The 20607-nt window shown below is 67.9% G+C and carries 18 protein-coding genes; 10 read left to right on the plus strand and 8 right to left on the minus strand.

Features of this window, described 5'->3' with window-relative positions; genetic code table 11:
- The first annotated feature begins 1 nt into the window (after window position 1).
- A complete protein-coding gene (locus tag VUN84_14845; GenBank protein ID XAS63556.1) occupies window positions 2-2491 on the plus strand; it encodes a hypothetical protein in 2490 nt (829 codons plus the stop codon).
- 184 nt (window positions 2492-2675) lie between these two features.
- Here VUN84_14845 and VUN84_14850 read toward each other — a convergent pair whose 3' ends face one another.
- Window positions 2676-3251, minus strand: coding sequence for a GNAT family protein (locus tag VUN84_14850; GenBank protein ID XAS63557.1), 576 nt, complete (start codon window positions 3249-3251; stop codon window positions 2676-2678).
- A gap of 59 nt (window positions 3252-3310) precedes the next feature.
- A complete protein-coding gene (locus tag VUN84_14855) occupies window positions 3311-4480 on the minus strand; it encodes an acetate kinase (protein ID XAS63558.1) in 1170 nt (389 codons plus the stop codon).
- A gap of 192 nt (window positions 4481-4672) precedes the next feature.
- Between VUN84_14855 and VUN84_14860 the strand changes: the two genes are divergently transcribed.
- Complete coding sequence (locus VUN84_14860; GenBank protein ID XAS63559.1) at window positions 4673-4933, plus strand: hypothetical protein; 261 nt, start codon at window positions 4673-4675, stop codon at window positions 4931-4933.
- 30 nt (window positions 4934-4963) lie between these two features.
- Here VUN84_14860 and pta read toward each other — a convergent pair whose 3' ends face one another.
- On the minus strand, window positions 4964-7075 hold the full coding sequence (pta, locus tag VUN84_14865; GenBank protein ID XAS63560.1) for a phosphate acetyltransferase: 2112 nt from the start codon (window positions 7073-7075) through the stop codon (window positions 4964-4966).
- Window positions 7076-7219: 144 nt separating this feature from the next.
- Between pta and VUN84_14870 the strand changes: the two genes are divergently transcribed.
- The 5 genes from VUN84_14870 (at window position 7220) to VUN84_14890 (ending at window position 11186) form a co-directional block, all read left to right on the plus strand.
- Entirely contained in the window at window positions 7220-7540 is a 321-nt protein-coding gene (locus tag VUN84_14870) for a hypothetical protein (GenBank protein XAS63561.1), read from the plus strand.
- Window positions 7541-7676: 136 nt separating this feature from the next.
- Entirely contained in the window at window positions 7677-8213 is a 537-nt protein-coding gene (locus VUN84_14875; protein ID XAS63562.1) for a hotdog fold thioesterase, read from the plus strand.
- A gap of 17 nt (window positions 8214-8230) precedes the next feature.
- Window positions 8231-9559, plus strand: a complete 1329-nt coding sequence (gene paaK / locus VUN84_14880) for a phenylacetate--CoA ligase PaaK (GenBank protein XAS63563.1) — start codon at window positions 8231-8233, stop codon at window positions 9557-9559.
- A gap of 97 nt (window positions 9560-9656) precedes the next feature.
- The gene (locus VUN84_14885; GenBank protein ID XAS63564.1) at window positions 9657-10262 is read left to right on the plus strand and encodes a TetR/AcrR family transcriptional regulator; all 606 of its coding nucleotides are present in this window, start codon (window positions 9657-9659) and stop codon (window positions 10260-10262) included.
- Between the two features lie 66 nt (window positions 10263-10328).
- Window positions 10329-11186 (plus strand): DUF427 domain-containing protein, encoded by an 858-nt coding sequence (locus VUN84_14890; protein ID XAS63565.1) that lies wholly within the window; start codon window positions 10329-10331, stop codon window positions 11184-11186.
- A 67-nt stretch (window positions 11187-11253) separates the two neighbouring features.
- Here VUN84_14890 and VUN84_14895 read toward each other — a convergent pair whose 3' ends face one another.
- Together VUN84_14895 and paaZ are read right to left on the minus strand one after the other, a co-directional pair.
- Window positions 11254-11661 (minus strand): VOC family protein, encoded by a 408-nt coding sequence (locus VUN84_14895; protein ID XAS63566.1) that lies wholly within the window; start codon window positions 11659-11661, stop codon window positions 11254-11256.
- A gap of 140 nt (window positions 11662-11801) precedes the next feature.
- Complete coding sequence (gene paaZ / locus VUN84_14900; protein ID XAS63567.1) at window positions 11802-13913, minus strand: phenylacetic acid degradation bifunctional protein PaaZ; 2112 nt, start codon at window positions 13911-13913, stop codon at window positions 11802-11804.
- 164 nt (window positions 13914-14077) lie between these two features.
- Between paaZ and VUN84_14905 the strand changes: the two genes are divergently transcribed.
- Both VUN84_14905 and VUN84_14910 read left to right on the plus strand, forming a co-directional pair.
- The gene (locus tag VUN84_14905; GenBank protein ID XAS63568.1) at window positions 14078-14494 is read left to right on the plus strand and encodes a hotdog fold thioesterase; all 417 of its coding nucleotides are present in this window, start codon (window positions 14078-14080) and stop codon (window positions 14492-14494) included.
- Between the two features lie 108 nt (window positions 14495-14602).
- A complete protein-coding gene (locus tag VUN84_14910) occupies window positions 14603-15325 on the plus strand; it encodes a DUF4397 domain-containing protein (GenBank protein ID XAS63569.1) in 723 nt (240 codons plus the stop codon).
- A 32-nt stretch (window positions 15326-15357) separates the two neighbouring features.
- Here VUN84_14910 and VUN84_14915 read toward each other — a convergent pair whose 3' ends face one another.
- Both VUN84_14915 and VUN84_14920 read right to left on the minus strand, forming a co-directional pair.
- A complete protein-coding gene (locus VUN84_14915) occupies window positions 15358-18102 on the minus strand; it encodes a hypothetical protein (GenBank protein XAS63570.1) in 2745 nt (914 codons plus the stop codon).
- Window positions 18103-18111: 9 nt separating this feature from the next.
- Window positions 18112-18885 (minus strand): tyrosine-protein phosphatase, encoded by a 774-nt coding sequence (locus VUN84_14920; protein XAS63571.1) that lies wholly within the window; start codon window positions 18883-18885, stop codon window positions 18112-18114.
- Between the two features lie 213 nt (window positions 18886-19098).
- Here VUN84_14920 and VUN84_14925 point away from each other — a divergent pair, with 213 nt between their 5' ends.
- Window positions 19099-19935, plus strand: a complete 837-nt coding sequence (locus VUN84_14925) for an SGNH/GDSL hydrolase family protein (protein ID XAS63572.1) — start codon at window positions 19099-19101, stop codon at window positions 19933-19935.
- On the opposite strand, the gene VUN84_14930 is transcribed toward VUN84_14925, so the two are convergent.
- Window positions 19932-20555 carry a GNAT family protein gene (locus tag VUN84_14930; protein ID XAS63573.1) on the minus strand — a complete coding sequence of 208 codons (624 nt, stop codon included), beginning with the start codon at window positions 20553-20555 and terminating at the stop codon, window positions 19932-19934. The genes VUN84_14925 and VUN84_14930 overlap by 4 nt on opposite strands.
- Window positions 20556-20607: the final 52 nt, after the last annotated feature.

Genomic DNA, 20607 nt, shown 5'->3' on the forward strand with positions numbered 1-20607 from the left:
GATGAGCATTCCGCACGGCGGGCCGTCCTTCCCGGACGGCCCGCCGGTCGCCGCTGTGCCGTCGTCCGCGGCCGGCACGCTGAAGGTCCCGGTCCGGGCCGACGGCGTCCAGCTGCTCGGCGAAACACAGGGCTCCGGTTACCGCGAGGCACCCTCCCTGGTCCGCCGCGCCGACGGCCAAACCCTCCAGCTGACCCGGTTGCTGTACCTGGTCCTCGAGGCGATGGACGGCACCCGCGGGATGGAGGAGATCGCCAACCACGCCAGCACCGGGTCCGGCCGGCAGGTCAGCGCTGACAACGTCCGGACCCTGATCGACTCACAGCTGCTGCCGCTGGGACTGCTCCAGCTGGCCGACGGCTCCCAGCCCGAGGTGCGCAAGGCCGACCCGCTGCTGGGGATGAAGTTCCGCTACACCGTCAGCGACCCGGACCGCACCCGCCGGATCACGGCGCCCTTCGCGGCGCTTTTCAACCCGCTGATCGTGGTCCTTGTCACCGCGGCGTTCCTCGCCAGCTGCTGGTGGGTGCTGATGGTGAAGGGCCTGGCTTCGGCCACGCACGAGGCCTTCGCCAACCCGGGACTGGTGCTGCTGATCCTGGCCGTGACCGTGCTGTCCGCCGGCTTCCACGAGTTCGGGCACGCTGCGGCAGCCCGCCGCGGCGGAGCGACCCCGGGAGCGATGGGCACCGGCCTCTACCTGATCTGGCCCGCGTTCTTTACCGACGTCACCGATTCCTACCGGCTGGGCCGGGCCGGGCGCATCCGGACCGACCTCGGTGGCCTGTACTTCAACGCGATCGTCGCTGTCGCCATCATGGGCATTTGGTGGGCCACCGGCTTTGATGCGCTGCTGCTCGTCGTCGTGACCCAGGTGCTTCAGATGGTCCGACAGCTGATGCCGCTGGTCCGCTTCGACGGCTACCACATCCTCGCGGACGCCGCCGGGGTCCCGGACCTGTTCCAGCGGATCAAGCCGACCCTGCTGAGCCTCCTGCCGTGGCGCCCGAAAGATCCGGAAGCGCAGGTCCTCCAGCCGTGGGCCCGCGCCGTGGTGACCGCGTGGGTACTCATCACAGTTCCCCTGCTGGTCTTCAGCCTGGTCATGATGGTGCTGTCCGTGCCGCGGCTCCTCGGAACCGCATGGGACAGCGGGCAAAAACAGTACGCCATGTTCAACCACAGCCTCGCCGGCGGGGACATGGTCGACGCCGCCGTGCGGATCCTGGCGATCGCCGCCGTTGCACTGCCCGTCGCCGGCGTCTTCTTCATCCTGTTCCGCCTGGGACGCCAACTGTTCGCCGCCCTCTGGCTGAAGACCCGGGGTAAGGCCCTGCACCGTGCAACCGCCCTCGTGGCCGTTGCAGCTGTCACCGCCGGGCTCGCCTGGGCGTGGTGGCCCGGCGCCGAAAGCTACCGTCCCGTCCAGCCGTATGAGCGGGGCACGCTGGCCGACGCCACCACCGCGATCTTCCCGGCAAGCACCGCCACCGGGATACGGGAAGGCCGGGCCGGCCGGACCGTCGCGCTCTGGTCCGCCGGCGCCAAGAAGCCCACCCGGGAGGAACCGCAACTCAGCATGGTGCTGGTGCCGCGGGACGCCGGTACTGCCGGTACTGCCGGGTCTGCCGGGACGACGGCGCCGTCGTGGGTGTTCCCCTTCGACCAGCCGGCCGCGCCGGAGGAGGACGGCAACCAGTCGCTCGCCGTCAACACCACCGACGGTTCCGTTGTCTACGACGTCGCCTTCGCACTGGTCTGGGCCGACGACGGGACGGATGTCACCACCCGGAACGAGGCCTACGCCTTCGCCAACTGCGCGGACTGCGCCGCCGTCGCGGTGGGGTTCCAGGTGGTGCTGATCGTGGGCCAGACCGACGTGATCGTTCCGGAGAATCTGTCTGCAGCCGCGAACTACAACTGCGTCCGGTGTCTGACCTACGCCCTGGCGAGCCAGTTGGTCCTCACCCTGGACGGGCCGATGAGCGCCGACGGCTTGGCCCGGCTCAATGAGCTCTGGCAGCAGATCGCGGAATACGGCCGGAATCTGCAGAATGTGCCGCTCTCGGAGATCCAGGGGCGACTGGACGCCTTCAAGGTTCAAATCATGGACGTCATCAAGAGCGACCCCAGCGCCACACCGGGTGTTTCGTCCGGCACGGCTCCCGCCACCACAGGCAGCTCGCCGGGACCGAGCCCGACGGCGACCCCCGGCCCTGCTGACCCTGCGCCGCCCGCCACGCCAGGCGGGACCGCGGCCACCGTTCCCGCCGGTCAGGACCCGGCCGCCACGACCCCGGCCGCCACGTCCCCGGCGAGCGCGGAGCCGCGGACCACGGAGTCCGCAGGAACGGCCACCGCACCGGCTCCGGCCACGCCGTCGCCGGACCCAACAAACACGGCCCCGCCGGCACCGAAAGCCACAGCCCCGCCGGCACCGAAAGCCACAGCCCCGCCGGCACCGAAAGCCACGGCCCCGCCGGCACCTTAGGTCGTCTCGGCGGCCGAAGCCGTGAGAGCTTGGGCCTTCGGGGCCCCGGAGCCGGGGGCAGACTCTTTCGCCGGCGCTCCTTGGCCGGAGTGTGTTTCGGGCGCCTGTTCGCCGAAGATGGCCGCTATGGGACGCCCTTAGCGGCCATCCGGGGCGAACCGGTGGGCCCTGCACGGGCAGGCCGTCAGTCCGTAGAGTCTTTGGCTGGCTGCCGGGCAATCCACTCATCCGAGAGGAGTGCGTAGACCACTTCCGTGGCCCACTGGCCCTTGTAGTGCCACTTATCCACCTGGGTGGATTCCAGCCGCATGCCGAGGCGTTCGCACAGCGCCGCGGAGGCCGTGTTGAGCGCATCGAGCTTGGCGTTGATCCGGTGGAAGCCGAGCTCCCCGAAGCCCAGCGTCAGCAAAGCCCCGGCGGCCTCGGACGCGATGCCCTTGCCGCGGGCCTCCGGGGCCAGGCTCCAGCCGATCTCGGCCTGGCCGCAGCCGGGCAGCCATTTCAGCACCACCTCGCCGAGCAGCCGGGGCGAGTCTGCGGCCTCGATGGCCAGGCAGATCCAGTCGCCCTCCTTCTCGAAGACGAAGTTGGCGTACTTGCCCACGGACTCCATGGACTTGGTGTAGCTCTTCGCCTCCCCGGGCAGGAACCGGGCGGTCTCGGGCAACGAGTGGTAAGCGAAGTATGGGTCCAGGTCCGCGGCCTCGAAGCGGCGCAACACCAGCCGTTCGGTGCGCAGGGGCAGGTTCAGTTCCGTCATGGCCCCCACGCTACCCATTGGTTGGTCCACACGTGCCGTTCCGGACCGCAAAAGGGCCGTTAAGGAGCGGCGGGTGAGCCGGTGACGACGGCGGCCGTGGCCTCGGCGATGGCACGCTCCTCGTCCGTGGGCACCACGAGGACGGGAATGGCCGAGGAGGCCGAGGAAATCACCCGGGGTTCCTTGGAGCGTTCGCTGTTCAGGCCGGCGTCGAGCTCCACGCCGAGGGCAGCGAGCCGCGCCGCGACGAGGGCACGGAACCGATGCGAGTTCTCCCCGATTCCGGCGGTGAACACCAGCGCCTTCGCCCCGCCGACGGCCACGTGGTAGCCGCCGATGTACTTTGCGAGCCGGTAGGACGCCACGGCGAGCGCCATGGCCGCTTTGGCGTCCCCGGCGTCCGCGGCGTCCACCACCGTGCGCATGTCGTTGCTGCCGGCCAGGCCCTTGAGCCCGGACTGCCGGTTCAGCATCGCGTCGAGATCCTCCGGGGACCAGCCGGCCCGGCCGAGGAACACCAGGATGGACGGGTCCAGGTCACCGGATCGGGTGCCCATCACCAGACCCTCCAGCGGGGTGAAGCCCATCGAGGTGTCTACAGACTGCCCGCCGCGGATCGCCGTGACGGAGGCTCCGTTGCCCAGGTGGGCGATGACGGCGTCGAACTCCTCTCCCGGAACATCCAGCAGCGCTGCCGCCCGGTGCGCGACGAACTCGTGCGAGGTGCCGTGGAAGCCGTAGCGGCGGATCCCGTGATTGGTATACAGCTCATCCGGCACCGCGTAGCGCCAGGCGTGCTCCGGGAGGGTGCGGTGGAAGGCGGTGTCGAACACGGCCACCTGCGGCATGTCCGGCCACTTCTTCGAGATTGCCCGGATGCCCAGCACGTTCGCGGGGTTGTGCAGGGGCGCCAGCGGGTTCAGCCGCTCAATGGCCCGGGTGATCTCGTTGTTGATCAGGACCGGGGCGGAGAATCGCTCGCCGCCGTGCACCACCCGGTGCCCCACAGCGTCGAGCACCCGGCCGCCCAGGGCCGCATGGATCTCCTCATCCACCTGCTCCAGCGCCTCGGCGTGGTCGCGGGGACCCTCGATCTGGCCGTCGCCGCCGCCGCCGGTGCCCATTCCGATCTTCTCGACCAGTCCCTCGGCGAGCACGCTGCCGGCTCCAACATCGCGGACCTGGTACTTCAGCGAGGACGAGCCTGAGTTGATAACGAGCACGAGCATGGGGCCTCCTACGCCTTGGCTGCTGCGCCGACCCCGGAGGGTGCGCCGGATTTGGCATTCGCCGGAGCCTGGCAGAGCACTCCGTGGGACCCACTATAAATTGCCGGACCGGCACGCGCGGGCATCCGTTGCGAAAGCTCCGGCGGGCGCCTAGAGTCGGCGGACCACCAGGACACTCACGAAGGGATTTCCATGACTGACGAAGCAACCCAGCCGGAGGGCACCGAGCCGGAGGGCACCGAGCCCAGCACGTCCGGTTCAACAGATCCCACCGGCGTCGAGGGCGCCAACCCGGCCCTGGACGACACGGGGAACCTCAAGGCCGCCGAGGTCGGAGAAGCGCCCCAGCCCCCTGAGAACCTGGCGGACCTGGACCTCACACCGGCAGGCTTGGCTGACGAACCTGCCGAGCAGGAAGACCCGGACAGCCCGGTGGAGCCGGGAAACAGCTAACCGGGAAACAGCTGCCCGGAAGACGGTTGGCTAGGCATGCGCAGCCGCGGGCGCCGGCTCCACGGCCGGCCCCACGGACTGCGCCTGGACCGCGGTGATGGCCACCGTGTTGACGATGTCCTCCACGGTGCAGCCGCGGGAGAGATCATTGACGGGCTTCCGGAGCCCCTGGAGGACGGGCCCGACGGCGACCGCCCCCGAGGACTGCTGCACCGCCTTGTAGGTGTTGTTGCCGGTATTGAGGTCCGGGAAGATGAACACCGTGGCTTGCCCGGCGACGGACGATTCGGGCATTTTGGACTGGGCGATCGCAGCGTCCACTGCCGCGTCGTACTGGATGGGGCCCTCGACGGCGAGATCCGGGCGGCGGGTGCGGACCATCTCGGTGGCCTGCCGGACTTTGTCCACCGCCTCGCCGGTCCCCGAGCCGCCGGTGGAGTAGGACAGCATGGCCACGCGCGGTTCCACGCCGAACTGCACGGCAGTCTCGGCGGAGGCCAGGGCGATGTCCGCCAACTGCTCGGCGTTCGGATCGGGATTGACCGCGCAGTCGCCGTAGACCAGCACCCGGTCCGGCATCAGCATCAGGAACACTGAGGAGACGATCTTCACGCCCTCGCGCGTCTTCACGAACTCCAGCGCCGGCCGGATGGTGTGTGCCGTGGTGTGCGCGGCGCCGGAAACCATGCCGTCCACCACGCCGAGCTGCACCATCATGGTACCGAAGTAGCTGCCGTCCAGCATGAGTTCCAGCGCCCGGGCGAGGTCCACACCCTTGTGCGCGCGCAGCTGCGCATACTTCCGGGCAAACTCCTGGCGCAGCTCCGACGTCGCCGGGTCCACGATATTCATGCCGGAGAGGTCAACGCCCTGGGTGGACGCCAGCTCCCGGACCGCCGACTCGTTGCCCAGGATGGTGAGCTCACACACGTCCCGGCGGTGCAGGATTTCAGCGGCCCGCAGGATCCGCACGTCCTCCCCCTCGGGCAGCACGATGTGCCGGCGCTGCAGCCGGGCCCGTTCGATGAGGTCGTGCAGGAACCGCAGCGGCGTCATCCGTTCCGGCCGCGGCAGGTGCAGCCGTTCGAGCAGTTCGGCCTCGTCCACCCGCCGGGCCCACAAACCCAGGGCAGAGGCCACCTTGCGGCGATGCCCGGACCAGATTTCGCTGCGCACCTCAGAGACCCGCTTGGCAGTGACATAGGTGTCATCCTGGGCGGCGAAGATGGGGAACGGTGCCTGTGCCAGCAGCGAATAGATGGTGGGATCCGGAGCCAGGCCACCGGTCAGAATGAGCGCCGACGGGACCGGGAAGTCATGCGAAAACGACGACGCCAGGCAGGCGACCAGCACGTCGGCCCGGTCACCGGGAACGATCACCAGGGCGCCGTCGTCGAGCACGTGCAGGAAGTTGGCCACGTTCATAGCGGCCACCTTGACCGAATGCACGTCACGTTCCAGGTCCGGCAAGCCGGCCACCTGGCCCAGGCCAAGAGCTGCGGCAACCTCCCCGGTGGTGGGCCGGGCAATGGCCTCCAGCTCCGGCAGCACGTACACGGGCCGGCCCGAGGCGCCGGGACGGACGGCTGCCGCAATGGCCTCCAGGTCCGCCGGGTCGGCCCGGTTCACCATTATCGCCAGGAGCGAACAGCGTTCGGCGAGGAGTTCCTTCCGGGCGACCTCGACGGCGTCGGCCGCCTCCGCGACAGTCCGTCCCTTGGCGCCCACGACGGCCACGATGGACGCGGCCAGGTTGTTGGCCAGGCGGGCATTGAGGTCGAATTCGACGGCGGCGTCCTGGCCCGTGAGGTCGGTTCCCTCGATGATCACCACGTCGGCGTGGTGTGACATTTCGGCGAACATCTCCACGCAGCGGGCGTCGATCTCGGCCCTGTTCCCCTCGGCCAGGAGTCCACGGACTTCGGCAAAGGTCAGGCCCCCGCGGCAGCGCTGGTCATCCAGGTCGAACCGGGACTTCATCAGGGCCACCATGGGGTCGGCGGCGGGGTCGGATCCGTTGACCACAGGCTTGAAGAAACCGATCCGGTCCGCGTGGCGGTGCAGCGTGTCCGCCAGCCCCAACGCTACGAGTGACTTCCCGGATCCCGGTGTGGTCGCGCTGACGTAAATCCCCTTGGCCATGGTCCGCCCTTAGGTTGTGCCGGAGTGGTGCTCGGTCCGTCCATACTTTCACTTGTTGTACCGCTTTCTCCACGTAGCCGCGGACACCGGCCGCAGGACTTTGGCCTCTTGCCCGCCGTCCTCCCGCCAGCCACTGTGGGGAGAATGGAGGATCACGCGGAAACTTGCCGGATTGAACTGCAGGATGTCGGCGGGACGGCCTGGTGGGCCCGCATCCTCACCACCCTCACGTCCCAGACGGGAAGCACTCAGCTTCGGTTCATTGGCCGTGTGGGCGGTGAAATCCGTTACTCAAGTTCGACGTTCTCATCCCCGACGCCGGTCTCACCGGTGCCACCCGAGGAGGCCTGGGCCCCGGGGCTGACCCGCAGCCTGGAGGAGCTTGTCAGCGGCCTTCAGCGCGACGGATGGACCCAGACCGGGCGCGGCCGCGAACCCTGGGACCTGACGTTCCAACGGGGCTGACTCCTTATTCTCCCCCACCGCTGCCCCCTGGAATGTGTCTACAATCCGGGCCTCCGCGTCGCCATCTCTTGACAGAAGGCACCCGAATGGGATTACCTAATGAACATTCGGTAAATAAAGCTGGAGGCAATGACGCATGGCTGAACTGACGATGTCCGGGAACACCCACCCCATCCTGAAGGACGACTACGCCTCGGAGTGGATGGGCATTGACGTGGTGGCCCTGAATGACGGGCATGCCACGATCCGCATGACGCTCCGGCAAGAAATGCTCAATGGATTCGGGATGGCCCACGGCGGCATGATCTTTGCCTTCGGCGACACAGCCTTCGCGCTGGCCTGCAATCCTGCGAGCCCGGAGCCGGGTGACGAGTCCACCATCACCGTGGCGTCCGGGGTCGACATCAATTTCCTCAAGCCGGCCTTCCGCGGCCAGGTTTTGACCGCCGTCGCCAACCGCCGCGCCAGCACGGGACGAAGCGGCCTCTACGACATCCAGATCTACGCCGCCGATCCCGGTGCGGGCACGCCTACGGCACCGGGATCGGCACCCGCCGGCCAGGACCCCGCCACGGTCCCGGGCCAGCTCCCCACCGACACAGCCACCAACGCCTCTGCGTGGGAACTCGTCGCCGAGTTCCGCGGCCGCAGCCGCACCATCTCCAAGAAATAAGAAACAGGGAACCCCAGATGACCCAAGAAACCGTCGCCCCCACCAGTGATGCTGTCCTGGACCGCGAAGAAACCATCTCCCGCGACGAGCTCGAGGCTTTGCAGCTCAGCCGCCTGCAGCACACCGTGGCCTACGCGTACGACCGCGTCCCCCTGTACAAGCGCAAGTTCGACGAGCACGGCGTCCACCCCACGGACCTCCGCGAACTCTCCGACCTCGCCAAGTTCCCCTTCACCACCAAAGAAGACCTCCGACTGGAGTACCCCTTCGGCATGTTCGCCGTACCGCAGCAGGAGGTGGCCCGCATCCACGCGAGCTCGGGAACCACCGGCCGCGCCACGGTGGTGGGCTACACCAAGCAGGACCTCGCCGACTGGGCCAAGCTCGTGGCACGTTCGCTGCGCGCCTCCGGCGTCCGCCCCGGCATGAAGGTCCACAACGCTTACGGCTACGGCCTCTTCACCGGCGGCATGGGTGCCCACGCCGGCGCCGAGGCCCTGGGCTGCACAGTCATTCCGATCTCCGGCGGCCAGACCGAACGCCAGATCACCCTCATCCAGGACTTCAAGCCGGATGCGATCCTGGCCACCCCGACCTACCTGCTGACCATCGCCGACGCCATGATGAAGCAGGGCATCGACCCGGCTTCCACCTCGCTCAAGTACGCCGTCCTGGGCGCAGAGCCGTGGACTGAGGAAATGCGCCATGAGCTCGAAGCGACCATGAACATCAAGGCCTGCGACATTTACGGGCTTTCCGAGGTCATGGGCCCGGGCGTCGCCGGCGAGGCCGTGGAAACCCAGGATGGCAGCCACATCTGGGAGGACCACTTCCGTCCCGAGATCATCGACGCCTTCGATCCCTCAGTGGTCCTGGGCGATGGAGAACACGGCGAACTGGTCTTCACGTCCCTGACCAAGGAAGCGCTGCCTATCATCCGGTACCGCACGAAGGACCTCACCCGGCTGCTGCCCGGCACCGCCCGTCCCGCGCACCGCCGCATGGGCCGCATCACCGGCCGCAGCGATGACATGATCATCCTTCGCGGCGTGAACCTGTTCCCCTCCCAGATTGAGGAGATCGCACTCCGGGTCCCCGAGCTGAGCCCGCATTTCCAGCTGGAGCTCACCCGTCCCGAGGGCCAGCGGATGGACCAGTTGACCGTCAGGATCGAACGCCGCGAGTCCGTCACAGTCGAGGGCGTCGCCTCCGCGGCCAAGGTCCTGCAGCAGCAAATCAAGATCCACGTCGGCTCCTCCTGCACCGTCGACGTCGTCGAACCCGGCTCCCTGGAGCGGTCCAACGGCAAGCTCCGCCGGATCTACGACATGCGCCCCAAGGCCTGAGCCCCTTTCCGCGCTCCCCCGCGTCGGCCGGCCCGGCTGGGTGTCCCTTAAGCCACACCTGCCGGGCCGACCGATCGTTCATGAGAAACTAGCGAGTATGCCCACCACAGCAAGCAGCACCAAACGCGGCCGTCCCGGTTATGACCAGCAGTCGGTGCTGGTGATCGCCGTGGACGTCTTCAACCGCCACGGCTACGATGCCACCTCCATGGGCATCCTCGCGGAAAACTTGGGCATCTCCAAGTCCGCCATCTACCACCACGTCCCCTCCAAGGGGGACCTCCTGAAACTGGCACTGGACCACGCCCTGGGCGGGCTCGAAGCCATCCTGGACCAGCCCCAGGCTCTGACCGGCACGGCCGAGGCGCGGCTTGAGTTCGTTCTTCGCGAAACCATCTCGGTGCTGGTGGACCGGCTCCCGTTCGTCACGTTGCTGCTGCGCCTGCGCGGCAACACCGAAATTGAGCGGAACGCCATGGAACGCCGGCGCACCTTCGACCACAAGGTGGCGGCCTTGATCTCGGCGGCCCGCGACGAAGGCTCGCTCCGCCAGGACATCGACCCGCGCACCGTGACCCGGCTGCTCTTCGGGACGATCAACTCGATCGTCGAGTGGTACAAGCCGGGGGGTTCCCTCTCCCCCGAGAAACTCGCCGACGACGTCATCACCATGGCCTTCCACGGCCTCCACGTCCCCCGCTAGTCGAGCGGTCCGGGGCTCCACCGGAATCCCATTGACCGCGCCGCGCACCCGGGCCACGCTGTGAGCATGGCCACCAAACTCTCCCACGTACTCATGGGCACTTTCCCCCGGCTCCGGTACGAGCCCACTCCCAAAAGGATCCGTGCGAGCCTCGGCCGGACCGCCGTCGTCGACACACAGCAGGCGTGCCTGATCTGGGAACCGCGGCGGATCACCCCGGTCTTTGCCGTGCCGGAGCAGGACCTGCTGGCCCGGCTCAGCGTGCCGACACTGCCGGCGGGCTCTCCCGAGGAGCACCCCTTCGCCCTCCGGCAGGGTGCTGCCGCGACGTCCCTCGACCCCACGACGGCGTTTGGCAACCACACCTGCGCCGGGGAGGAACTCGACGTCGTGACGGCTGCGGCGACCGTTCCCCGCGGCGCGTTCCGGCCCGAGGACCCCGACCTGGCCGGCTATGTGGTGCTGGACTTTGCCGCCTTCGACTGGCTCGAGGACGATGAGGAGATCATCGGCCACCCCCGGGATCCGTTCCACCGCGTTGATATCCGCGCATCGTCCGTGGAGGTGCAGGTAGCGCTCGACGGCGTGACGCTGGCCAAGACCGGCGGCGCGCAGCTGCTCTACGAAACGATGCTCCCGGTGCGCTACTACATCCCGCCCGCGGACGTGCGGCTGGACCTGCTGCAGGAGAGCCCCAAGCGGACCGTCTGCCCGTACAAGGGCCAAGCCAGTTATTGGAGCGTCCCGGGCTCGGCGCAGGGCCGGAACCTTGCGTGGAGTTACGACCGGCGGTTCCTCGACGCCGCCCAGATCCACGGCCTCATCAGTTTCTTCAACGAGCGGGTCGACCTGAGCGTGGGCGGTGAGCTGCAGCCCCGCCCTGTGACGCCGTGGTCCCGCCCGGGCGGTCCGGGGGCCGGCTGAGGCGCCGCGCGGTGCATGGAACAGCGCCCCGGGCAGGCCGGGACGCTGTTGGGTGAGACGTTGCCGGCTAGAGCTGGTAGTCAGCCGCCGTGGTGATGTTCTCGTGGACGCAGAGGATGTTGCGCTCCGTGTCCGTGAACCAGGCGCACTTCTGCGAATCCGTTGTGCAGATGTGGTTCTCGGTCTTCAGATCCGGCAGGTTGTAGTCCTGGAACTGGACGCCCCTGGACTCCATCTCCTGAACGGTCCGTTCGATCTCGCTGACTTCAAAACTCAGGGTGGTGTGATCGGAGTGCTTTCCATCCCTGACGGGCATCAACGCCAGCATGGGGCCGCCGTCGCTGCCGAATAGTTCGCTTCCGTCGTCCGCCACTCCACGGTGCGGGAGACCCAAAGTGTCCGCATAGAAGCGGTGGGCACGCTCTGCATCATCGACTGGCAGGACTGTTGTGGCTTTGTTCAACAACAGGGTCATTTCGCCACCTCCTACGCTGAAAATTCTACGCCGGGGCGGGGTGGAAAGAGCCGGCCTCTACGCCTCGAAGCGAGACTTGGTGCCAAGGTCCGCGGGGACAATGGGCGCGAAGTCACGCCTCGGCGGCAGTAACGGGCGGGCTACTTCTCCACAAGGGTAAGGACATCGTAGGTGGCCACGATCTCGTCGTTCTGGTTGGTCAGGACGGCGTCCCAGGCCACCTCGCCGTACTCGTCGGTCTCGCGCGGGGTGATCTTCTTGGCGGTCAGGGTGACCCGGATCGAATCGCCCGCGGCCACCGGCGTGATGAAGCGCAGGCTCTCCAGGCCGTAGTTCGCCAGGACCGGGCCCGGGGCAGGCTCCACGAACAGTCCGGCGCCCCAGGCGAGCAACAGGTACCCGTGGGCCACGATGCCCGGGAAGAACGGGTTGGCCGCCGCTGCCTCCTGGTTGGTATGGGCATAGAAAGTGTCGCCGGTGGAGTTGGCGAACTTGGTGATCTCCTCCAGGGTCACTTCGCGGAGCCCGGAGCGGATCGCGTCCCCGATGCGCAGCGTGCTCAGGTGTTTCCGGAACGGGTGCTGGCCCTCCGTCTCGAGGGTGAAGTTCCGGTCCGCTCCGGTGTGCCAGACGCCCGTGACGGCGGTCAGCATGTTCGGTGAGCCCTGGATGGCGGTGCGCTGCATGTGGTGCAGGACGGAGCGGATGCCGCCGAGCTCCTCGCCGCCGCCGGCGCGGCCCGGGCCGCCGTGGACCAGGTGCGGGACCGGGGAACCGTGGCCGGTGGAACTGCGCGCGTCCTCGCGGTTGAGCATGTGCACCCGGCCGTGGTGGGCCGCGATGCCGGTGACGAGTTCGCGGGCAACGGCCGGATCGTTGGTGCAGACCGAGGCAACCAGCGATCCGCCGCCGCGGGCGGCGAGGCGGACGGCGTCGGCCAGGTCCGCGTAGCCGATCACCGAGGAGACCGGACCGAAGGCCTCCAAAGAGTGGACCTCCTCAGCTTCCGGATCCGCCCAGCTCAGCAGCACAGGGGACATAAACGCCCCGTCCGCGACGACGCCAACGCTGCCGTCCGCGCTGGTGACCTTCGGCGAATCGAGCGTGCCGTAGGCGAGTTCACCGCCGGCGTCGAGCATGGACTGGACGGCGGCGCGCACATCGGCAAGCTGCTCCAGGGATGCCAGGGCGCCCATGTTGACGCCCTCGGCGCGCGGGTCTCCGAGGACAACGCGTTCCTTGATCCGTCCCCCCACGGCGGCGATGACGTCCTGTACCAGCTCCTGCGGCACGATGGCCCGGCGGATGGACGTGCACTTCTGCCCGGCCTTGGCGGTCATCTCGGTGACGAGTGACTTGATGAAGGCGTCGAACTCCGGGGTGCCCTTGACGGCGTCCGGGCCCAGGATCGAGGCGTTCAGGGAGTCGGTTTCCGAGGTGAAACGGACCCCGCCCTTGACCACGTTGACGTGGGACTTGAGCGTGTTGGCAGTGGTCGCCGACCCGGTGAAAGCCACGAGGTCGCGGTAGTCGAGGTGGTCCAGCAGGGTCCGGACCGAGCCGGAAACCAACTGCAGGGAGCCCTTGGGCAGGATGCCGGATTCGATGATGGCCTTGACCACGGCGGCGGTGACGTACCCGGTGGGGGTGGCGGGCTTGACGATAGTAGGCACGCCGGCGATGAACGCGGGCGCCAGCTTCTCGAGCATGCCCCAGACAGGAAAGTTGAAGGCGTTGATTTGCACGGCTACGCCGGGGATGCGGGTGTAGATGTGCTCGCCGGCGAAGGATCCGTCCTTGGACAGCACCTCCATGGGGCCGTCCACAATGACCTGGGAGTTGGGAAGCTCACGCCGGCCCTTGGACCCAAAGGTGAAGAGGACCCCGATGCCGCCGTCGATATCGACCATTGAGTCGATGTTGGTGGCACCGGTCTGGGCGGAGAGCGCGTAGAACTCCTCGCGGCGGCCGTTCAGGTACTGCGCCAACTCCTTGAGCTTGAGCGCGCGCTGGTGGAAGGTCAGTTTGCCCAGTTCCGCCTGGCCGGTGGTGCGTCCGTAGTCCACGACGGCGGCAAGATCCAGTCCCTCGGTGCTCACTTTGGCGAGGAGTTCACCGGTGCTGGCGTCCCGCACGGAGGCGGCGCCAGCCGCCGATCCCGCGTCGGGGGTCCACCAGGAATCCCGGATGAAGCTGGGAACGATCCCGACAGTGTCTACTGTGGGTTCCGGAGCGGTTGCAGTGGTGGTCATCGTTGACGGGTCCTTCCAACAGGGGCAAGATCAACACGGCCAGCATTACTGACCGTCCGTTCGGTAATATGTCTACAGTACATGAATGAGGCCTGCCGCACACTAGCTGCGGCGGCACGGACCGGCCCGAGCCCCTTGGATCTGCAGGCCATAAAGGAGACGCGATGACGCCCGAACCCTCGAACACCGAGCTGTGGAAGATCACCCTTGGTGAACTCGACGAAAAAATGGGCGTGAGGATCGTCGAGGAATCGGTCGACCGGGTCGTGGCCACCATGCCGGTGGAGGGCAACCGGCAATCGTTCGGGCTCCTGCATGGCGGAGCTTCACTGGCCGTCGGGGAGGCTGTGGGCTCCTGGGCGGCGGTCATCCACGCCAGCACGATGGGCAAAACGGCCGTCGGCGTCGACGTCTCGGCCACCCACCACAAGTCCGCCCGTGAAGGCCTCATCACCATCACCGCGACGCCCATCCATCTGGGCGGCACTGTGACCACCCACGAGGTGCTGATCACCAACGAGGCCGGTCAGCGGCTCTGCACGCTGCGGATCACCAACCTGTTGCTGGACCGCAAAGGCTGAGGTTGCGGGCAGGATTCCGAGAACTGCATCCAAAGGCGCTCCCCGGCCGGTAGTAACGGTGTAAGCACATCACCGCCCGGAACCGGGCAACTCAATGAGGAGTTAGACATGCGCAAATCCGTTTATGCCGCCGGGACACTGTCCCTGCTGGCGGCGCTCACGTTCGCAGCCCCCGCCCAGGCGAGCGGAAATCACGACGGCGGCCGGCACCATGGCGACGACGCCCTGCTTTCGGTCCTGCACGGCGTCCCGGGCCTCACCGTGGACGTGTGGGTGGACGGCAAGCTCACCCTGGACGACTTCACCCCCGGAACCCTCGCGGGGCCGCTGAAACTTGACGCGGGCGATTACAAGATCGCGATCACGGCAGCCGACGCCACCAGCGCGGACAACCCGGTGATCGGGCCGGTCAAGGTCCATCTCAAGGAGGGCCGGAACTACACCGCTGTGGCCCACCTGGATGCTTCCGGAGCGCCCACTGCCACCCTGTTTAAGAACAGCACCTCGGCAAGTCCCAAGGGCCAGGGAAAGCTGACCGTCAGGCACGTGGCCGCGGCGCCCGCCGTTGACATCCTGGCCGGCGACACCGCTGTCATTAAGAACCTGCGCAACCCCAAGCAGAAGGTGCTGACCCTGGAGGCAGGGACGGTGTCCGCGTCGGTTGCGGCCGCCGGAACCACCGCGCCGCTGATCGGCCCGGCTGATGTACCGGTCACCGCTGGCAAAAACACCATTGTGTACGCCTGGGGCAGCCTGGCCGACGGCAACCTCCAGGTTGCCGTCCAGGTGGTCGACTCGGCTAAGTGGCGTGGCGACTGCGATCGGCACTGATGTATCGGTACTGATGCCAGGAGCGCCGGTGGCTAACGGATGACCCGGCGCCGGGTACTGGCCAGCAGGACCGCGCCCAGCAGGATCGCGCTGCCGGCTAGTCCCGCCGTCGGCGTCAGGAGGCTCGCGCCGGCGTCCGCCAGTTGGCCGGCGCCGGCTGGTTCCCCGGCGCCAGTGTCAACCGGTTGCCCGGCGCCGGCCGGAAGCACGGGTGCCTGAGCGGGCGGAACGACGGCCGGAAGGTCAGGCTCCGGGCCGGGTGACGCGGGGACCACCGCGGGTGCGTCAACGCTGAAGGTGACCAGCAGCGGATCCGAAACAACCCCGTCGACCGCTTGGGTGACCGAAAGTGTATGCACACCGGCGGCAAGCTCTGCCGGGAACGGCGCACTCCAGCGTCCGCCCTCCGCCAGCACCCGGGCAGCGCCCGCCCGGCTCCCGTCGACCACGACGGCGATGGCCGCGCCGTCGATTCCCGTTCCTGAGAGCGTTGCGGGAAGCGAGTCCTGGCTGAGGCGGGAACCATTGGTGACGGAAGTGAGGCCCGGGGCGGCCGGGGCCACAGTGAAGGTGCGGGTGGCGGAGGGGCTGTCCACGACGCCGGGGGACGTTTGGACGGCGTGCACCGAGATCCGGCCGGCGACGGGCCCTCCGGTGGGAACGCTCCAGCTTCCGTCCGGAGCTACGACGGCGGAACCGCTGATATCGCCGGTGACGTGAACCGCAAGCCCCGGCGTTCCGGTGCCGCCGACGCGGGCGAGCTCTTTCAACGCCGCCCCCTCGGCCGGAGTGCTGATCACCGGCGCGTCAAGGTCCGAGACCGTCACCCTGAGGGACGCCGCGCCCGAGCGGCTGAAACCGTTGACCGTCTCGGCCGTGAACCGCAGCGGGCCGGTGGTCCCGGGCGCGGGGAAAGACCAGTTCCCGGCGGAGTCCACGGGCACCACCACCGGCTTCTTGTTGCCAACAACGATGCGAACCTTTGAGCCGGCGGCGACGGCAGATGCCGGGGCTGCCGGGATCCGGCCCATGATGGGTTGACCTGCCATGACAGTCCCATCAACCGCTGCCGCGAGCTGAGGTTTATTCAGGAACAGCTGCAGTTCGACGGCGGACGGGAACGCGGTAAGGGAGTCCTTCAGCGTCGTGGCGATGGCGAAGTTCGGAGCCGGGAGTTCATCCTTAGCGGGCGGGGCCTCGCCGGCTGAGTGGGTGCCCACAGCGAAGTTCCCGCTGATCCAGGGGCCGCCGGAGTCGCCTCCGCTGGACTGGACGTTTTTGGAGAGAAAACCGCGGAACGCCCGCACATCCGCTGGATTGGTGGTCCGTCCGCCCACAACATAGATGCCGGTCTCCTCCACCTGTCCGCAGGACCAGCCGTCCGTGCGTCCGGAGCGGCACACGTTCTGGCCCTTGAACGGCGCCACCGTGCCGATGATCTTCACAGCGGTGGCGCCCGGGTTTGCCGCACTGGCCCAGGTGTTCGCGGCGGGCCGGAGGTTGACGGCGTCACTGAGTGCTTCGACGACGGCGATGTCCGTGCCCACGTTGCCGGGGTCGCCCGCATCGCCCGTGTTCCAGCCGGGGTTCAGGACCCAGGAGTTGTTCTGTCCGCCGAACTGGCTGTATCCAAAAGTGCCAAACGGCGCGAGGCGTTCCGGCAGGGGCGACGCGCCGCCTGCAGGGGCGGACGTCCGCGGCTCAAGACCCAGGACCGCGCCGGCGCCGTCCTCGGTGCAGTGCCCTGCTGTCAGTACGACCGGGAGGCCGCTTGCGCTGTACGCTCCAAAGCCGGTGGAACAGATGGTCCGCCAGGGCGGTGCATCAATGACATAGCCGTCCCCGCCGTACACGTCCGCTTCGGTGGCGGCCGGGGCTGCAAGCTCCAGCAGAACGTTGGCGTAACGCGCCACGAAGTCGGCCGGGGAAATCTTTCCCGGCGCGGCCGCGGCCGTGGACGCCTTGCCGGTCTGCGGCTGCACAGTGGTCTGTTGCTGCACAGTGGTCTGTTGCTGCGCAGTGGTCTGCTGCTGCGCAGTGGTCTGCTGCTGCGGGGATAGCGCGGATTCCGCTGTGTTGGTCCCGCCGGTACGGATGATGAAGTTTCCGCCGGAGTAGGCGACGGCCTGAAGGCCGGCGGCACCCACCTCGCGGATGTAGTCCTGGAACAGTTGCTCGGTACTGGAGGCCACGAGGTCGGCCTTCGACGGAGCCGTGGCGGAATGTGCAGGCGCTTGTGCAGCCGGGTCCGCGGGAAGTTCCACCGGAGGTGCAACCTGGGTGGTCGGAAGCTCCGCCACGGGCGGCACGAGCGCAAACACGGCCGCGGCCACGTTCAGCTCATCGACGCGGGCCTGCAGCTCAGGACCGCTGCCTTCGACCAGAATCTTGCCGTCCCGCAGGCTGATGCCCAGATAACCCGGCAGTCCGCGCAGCGACGGCACGGCGTCGGCCGCCGTCCTGCCGAGCTGGCCGGCAGCATTGAACTGCTCGACCGTCATGCCCAGGTCCCGCTGGACGGCCGCGGCGAGCCCGGCTTCGCTGATCCCCGGAGCCGCCGGAACCGCCGGCACGGCTGAAGCGGCACTGGTCGCAGCGTCCGCCGTGGGCCCGGGAACCGGCGTGGCCGCCGTCGTCGGAGCTGCCGACGAGACCGACGGCGCGGGGTCCGGTTCCCCGGTTTCCGCCAGAGCAGGAACGGAGTAGAACGATCCCGCGAGCGCGATGGCGGCAGCCGCCACCGCCCGCCCTGTCAGCTGATTCCTGGGAGTCTTCACCCGGTCACTCTAGCGCCCCACCTTGGCGAGAATGGCTGCCAGCTCCCGGTCTGTGATGCCATTGTGACGCAAGAATTCCCTGGTTCCCACATGACGGATGAACCGCCGCAGGCTCTCCAGCCGTAGCTCCAGCATCGGAACGAGAACGTCCTCGGGCAGATACCGCTCATGCGGATGCGGCACTCCCGAGACCCGGTGGTGTTCGTTGATACCCCGCATGGCCCGCTCGTAACCCCTGGCAATGGCGTCCTCGCCGGCTCCTGCGAGGTCCTGGAGCATGGCCGCGATCATGCCGCTGCGGTCCCGGCCCGCGGAGCAGTGAATCACGACGCCGCCGCGCGCCGCCGCCACGGCGCTGAAGACTCCGGCCAGCTTTCCCGGAAAGATCCGGGCGTTGTCCGCATAGGATGCCGGATCATTCAGGTAGGGAACACAGAGTGCCCGGAATTCGGCGTTTCCGGGGTCCTCGGTGGGGGCATGGACGACGTCGAACACTGCCAAAGCCCCGGCTCCAACCCGGGGATCGGTGTCCCGGCGGCGGATCTCGTCGGGGTTGCGGAGATCAATCACCGTCCGGATGCCGTCGTCGTACGCCTGCTGCCATCCCGCCTCGGTGAGCCATTCGCGGCGCCCCATCCGGAAGACGCTTCCAGCAACGTGCCAGGCATTGACCGCGCCGTTCCACCGGACTGCTGCGTCCTGGTCATCCAGACCGGGGTGCCCGAACGTACCCGGCGCACCCGTTCGCTGGGCCGGGCCACCGGAATCGGCAGGATGGGTCATCTTAGAAAGTTAAGCACACGCACCGGCGCCGATCCAGAGCCCGAATTCGCAGGATCTCCGCAGCGGGTCTCCTGGCCGTGGTGCGGGTGGAGGTGTCCGCGTAAGGTGGCGTGGACCCGGTAGCCGCCGGGCTCTGTTTCAGTACGCCTGCCGCCAGGACTGGTTCACTTCCCGGCGCGGGTCCTGAACCTACGCGCCGTTGAGGGGAACACCATGGGAATTGCAACGCTTGGACGACGGCGAACGGCCCTGGCTGCTGGTCTCGCCACTCTGGCGATGGCGGTCGGCGCGGCAGCTGTCCCGGCGCAGGCCGTGGACAAGACGAAATATATTGCGCTCGGCGATTCGTACGCCGCCGGGCAGGGAGCGGGTCCGTATCTGGATGGCTGCTACCGCAGTGAGAGTGCCTATTCCGAACTCGCTGCTGAAGTCAAAGCCATCAAGCTGGTCAGGAATGCCGCCTGCAGCGGCAAAACCACCCAGGAGGTCGTGGACACCCAGCTGCGCCAGCTGAACAAGAACACCGAACTGGTAACCATTACCGCCGGCGGCAACGACCTTAAGTTCGGGGATATAGTCACCAAGTGTGGCAACGCCATGGTCGATTCCACCGCGGCTCCGCTGTGCGATAAGGCCAGCGCTGATGCGGCGGCCCAGCTCGCCAGCGGACAACTCGCCGGCGCCGTCGCCGCGATGGTTAAGAGCGTGAAGGCTGCGGCACCGAATGCCAAGGTGGTGTTGACCGGCTACCCCTACCTCTACAACCCGGGCACGCTCGATCCGGCCGATCCCATGTCAGTATTCATCGACAAGGCCACTCTCCTGGCTGACGGCCTGAACGGGTCCATTGCGGGCGCTGCCGCTGCCACCGGAGCGACGTACGTCGATGTCAGGACTGCTTTCGCCGGCCACGGCATCAACTCGGCAGATCCCTGGATCAATCTGGACCTCGCCAACCTGGGCAGCCCCGACAACTTCCACCCAAACGCGGAAGGCTACGAGGCGTACTACGCAGCGTTGAGTAAGGCCGGAGCCTATTCCTCCCGCTAACGCCGCCTGGCCAGCCTGAACTCCAGGGCGTTCCGGACCATCGGCCATTCGTGCGCCAGGATGGAGAACACCACGGTGTCCCGCAGCGCTCCGTCGCTGCTGCGGGTGTGGGCGCGGAGGACGCCGTCCTGCTTGGCGCCCAGCCGGGCGATCGCCTCGCGGGATTGGTGGTTCAGCCAGTGCGTCCGGAACTCGACGGCGGGACAGCCCAACGTTTCGAAGGCGTGCCGCAGGAGCAGCAGCTTGGAGTCCGGGTTGCTGCCGCTGCCCTGGGCTGACGCAGCGTTCCAGGTGGAGCCAATCTCCACCCGCGGCGTCGCAGCGTCGATGTTCATGTAGGTGGTCATGCCGATCACCTTGCCGGGCGCCCCGGTGGCGTGGTTAAGCAGCCTTGTGGTGAAGGGCAGCATGGCGCCGGCCTCCTGGAGGGCCAGACGCCGGGCGATCTCACCGGCCATTTGCTCCGGGGCGGGCACTGACGTGTACCAGAGGCGCCACAGTTCTCCGTCGCGGGCTGCCTCCACGAGGCCGTCGTGATGGTCCCGGCTGAGCGGCTCGAGGACGACGAGCTTACCGGTCAGGGTGATAGGGGCGATCGCAGGCCGGTCCAGGGAAGTCACGGCACCATCCTAGGGGCGCCCGGGAGGTGGACCGGATTGCCTCCCACTGGTT

The sequence above is a fragment of the Micrococcaceae bacterium Sec5.8 genome, assembly GCA_039636775.1.
Lineage (GTDB): Bacteria > Actinomycetota > Actinomycetes > Actinomycetales > Micrococcaceae > Arthrobacter.

Excerpts from the sequence above, each read along its gene's own strand:
- VUN84_14905 (XAS63568.1), top strand. The coding sequence starts at position 14,078 with ATGACGCCCGAACCCTCGAACACCGAGCTGTGGAAGATCACCCTTGGT.
- VUN84_14920 (XAS63571.1), bottom strand. The coding sequence starts at position 18,885 with ATGACCCATCCTGCCGATTCCGGTGGCCCGGCCCAGCGAACGGGTGCG.
- VUN84_14845 (XAS63556.1), top strand. The coding sequence starts at position 2 with ATGAGCATTCCGCACGGCGGGCCGTCCTTCCCGGACGGCCCGCCGGTC.
- VUN84_14885 (XAS63564.1), top strand. The coding sequence starts at position 9,657 with ATGCCCACCACAGCAAGCAGCACCAAACGCGGCCGTCCCGGTTATGAC.
- pta (XAS63560.1), bottom strand. The coding sequence starts at position 7,075 with ATGGCCAAGGGGATTTACGTCAGCGCGACCACACCGGGATCCGGGAAG.
- paaZ (XAS63567.1), bottom strand. The coding sequence starts at position 13,913 with ATGACCACCACTGCAACCGCTCCGGAACCCACAGTAGACACTGTCGGG.
- VUN84_14855 (XAS63558.1), bottom strand. The coding sequence starts at position 4,480 with ATGCTCGTGCTCGTTATCAACTCAGGCTCGTCCTCGCTGAAGTACCAG.
- VUN84_14870 (XAS63561.1), top strand. The coding sequence starts at position 7,220 with ATGGAGGATCACGCGGAAACTTGCCGGATTGAACTGCAGGATGTCGGC.
- VUN84_14875 (XAS63562.1), top strand. The coding sequence starts at position 7,677 with ATGGCTGAACTGACGATGTCCGGGAACACCCACCCCATCCTGAAGGAC.
- VUN84_14910 (XAS63569.1), top strand. The coding sequence starts at position 14,603 with ATGCGCAAATCCGTTTATGCCGCCGGGACACTGTCCCTGCTGGCGGCG.
- VUN84_14890 (XAS63565.1), top strand. The coding sequence starts at position 10,329 with ATGGCCACCAAACTCTCCCACGTACTCATGGGCACTTTCCCCCGGCTC.
- VUN84_14860 (XAS63559.1), top strand. The coding sequence starts at position 4,673 with ATGACTGACGAAGCAACCCAGCCGGAGGGCACCGAGCCGGAGGGCACC.
- VUN84_14925 (XAS63572.1), top strand. The coding sequence starts at position 19,099 with ATGGGAATTGCAACGCTTGGACGACGGCGAACGGCCCTGGCTGCTGGT.
- VUN84_14850 (XAS63557.1), bottom strand. The coding sequence starts at position 3,251 with ATGACGGAACTGAACCTGCCCCTGCGCACCGAACGGCTGGTGTTGCGC.
- VUN84_14895 (XAS63566.1), bottom strand. The coding sequence starts at position 11,661 with ATGACCCTGTTGTTGAACAAAGCCACAACAGTCCTGCCAGTCGATGAT.
- paaK (XAS63563.1), top strand. The coding sequence starts at position 8,231 with ATGACCCAAGAAACCGTCGCCCCCACCAGTGATGCTGTCCTGGACCGC.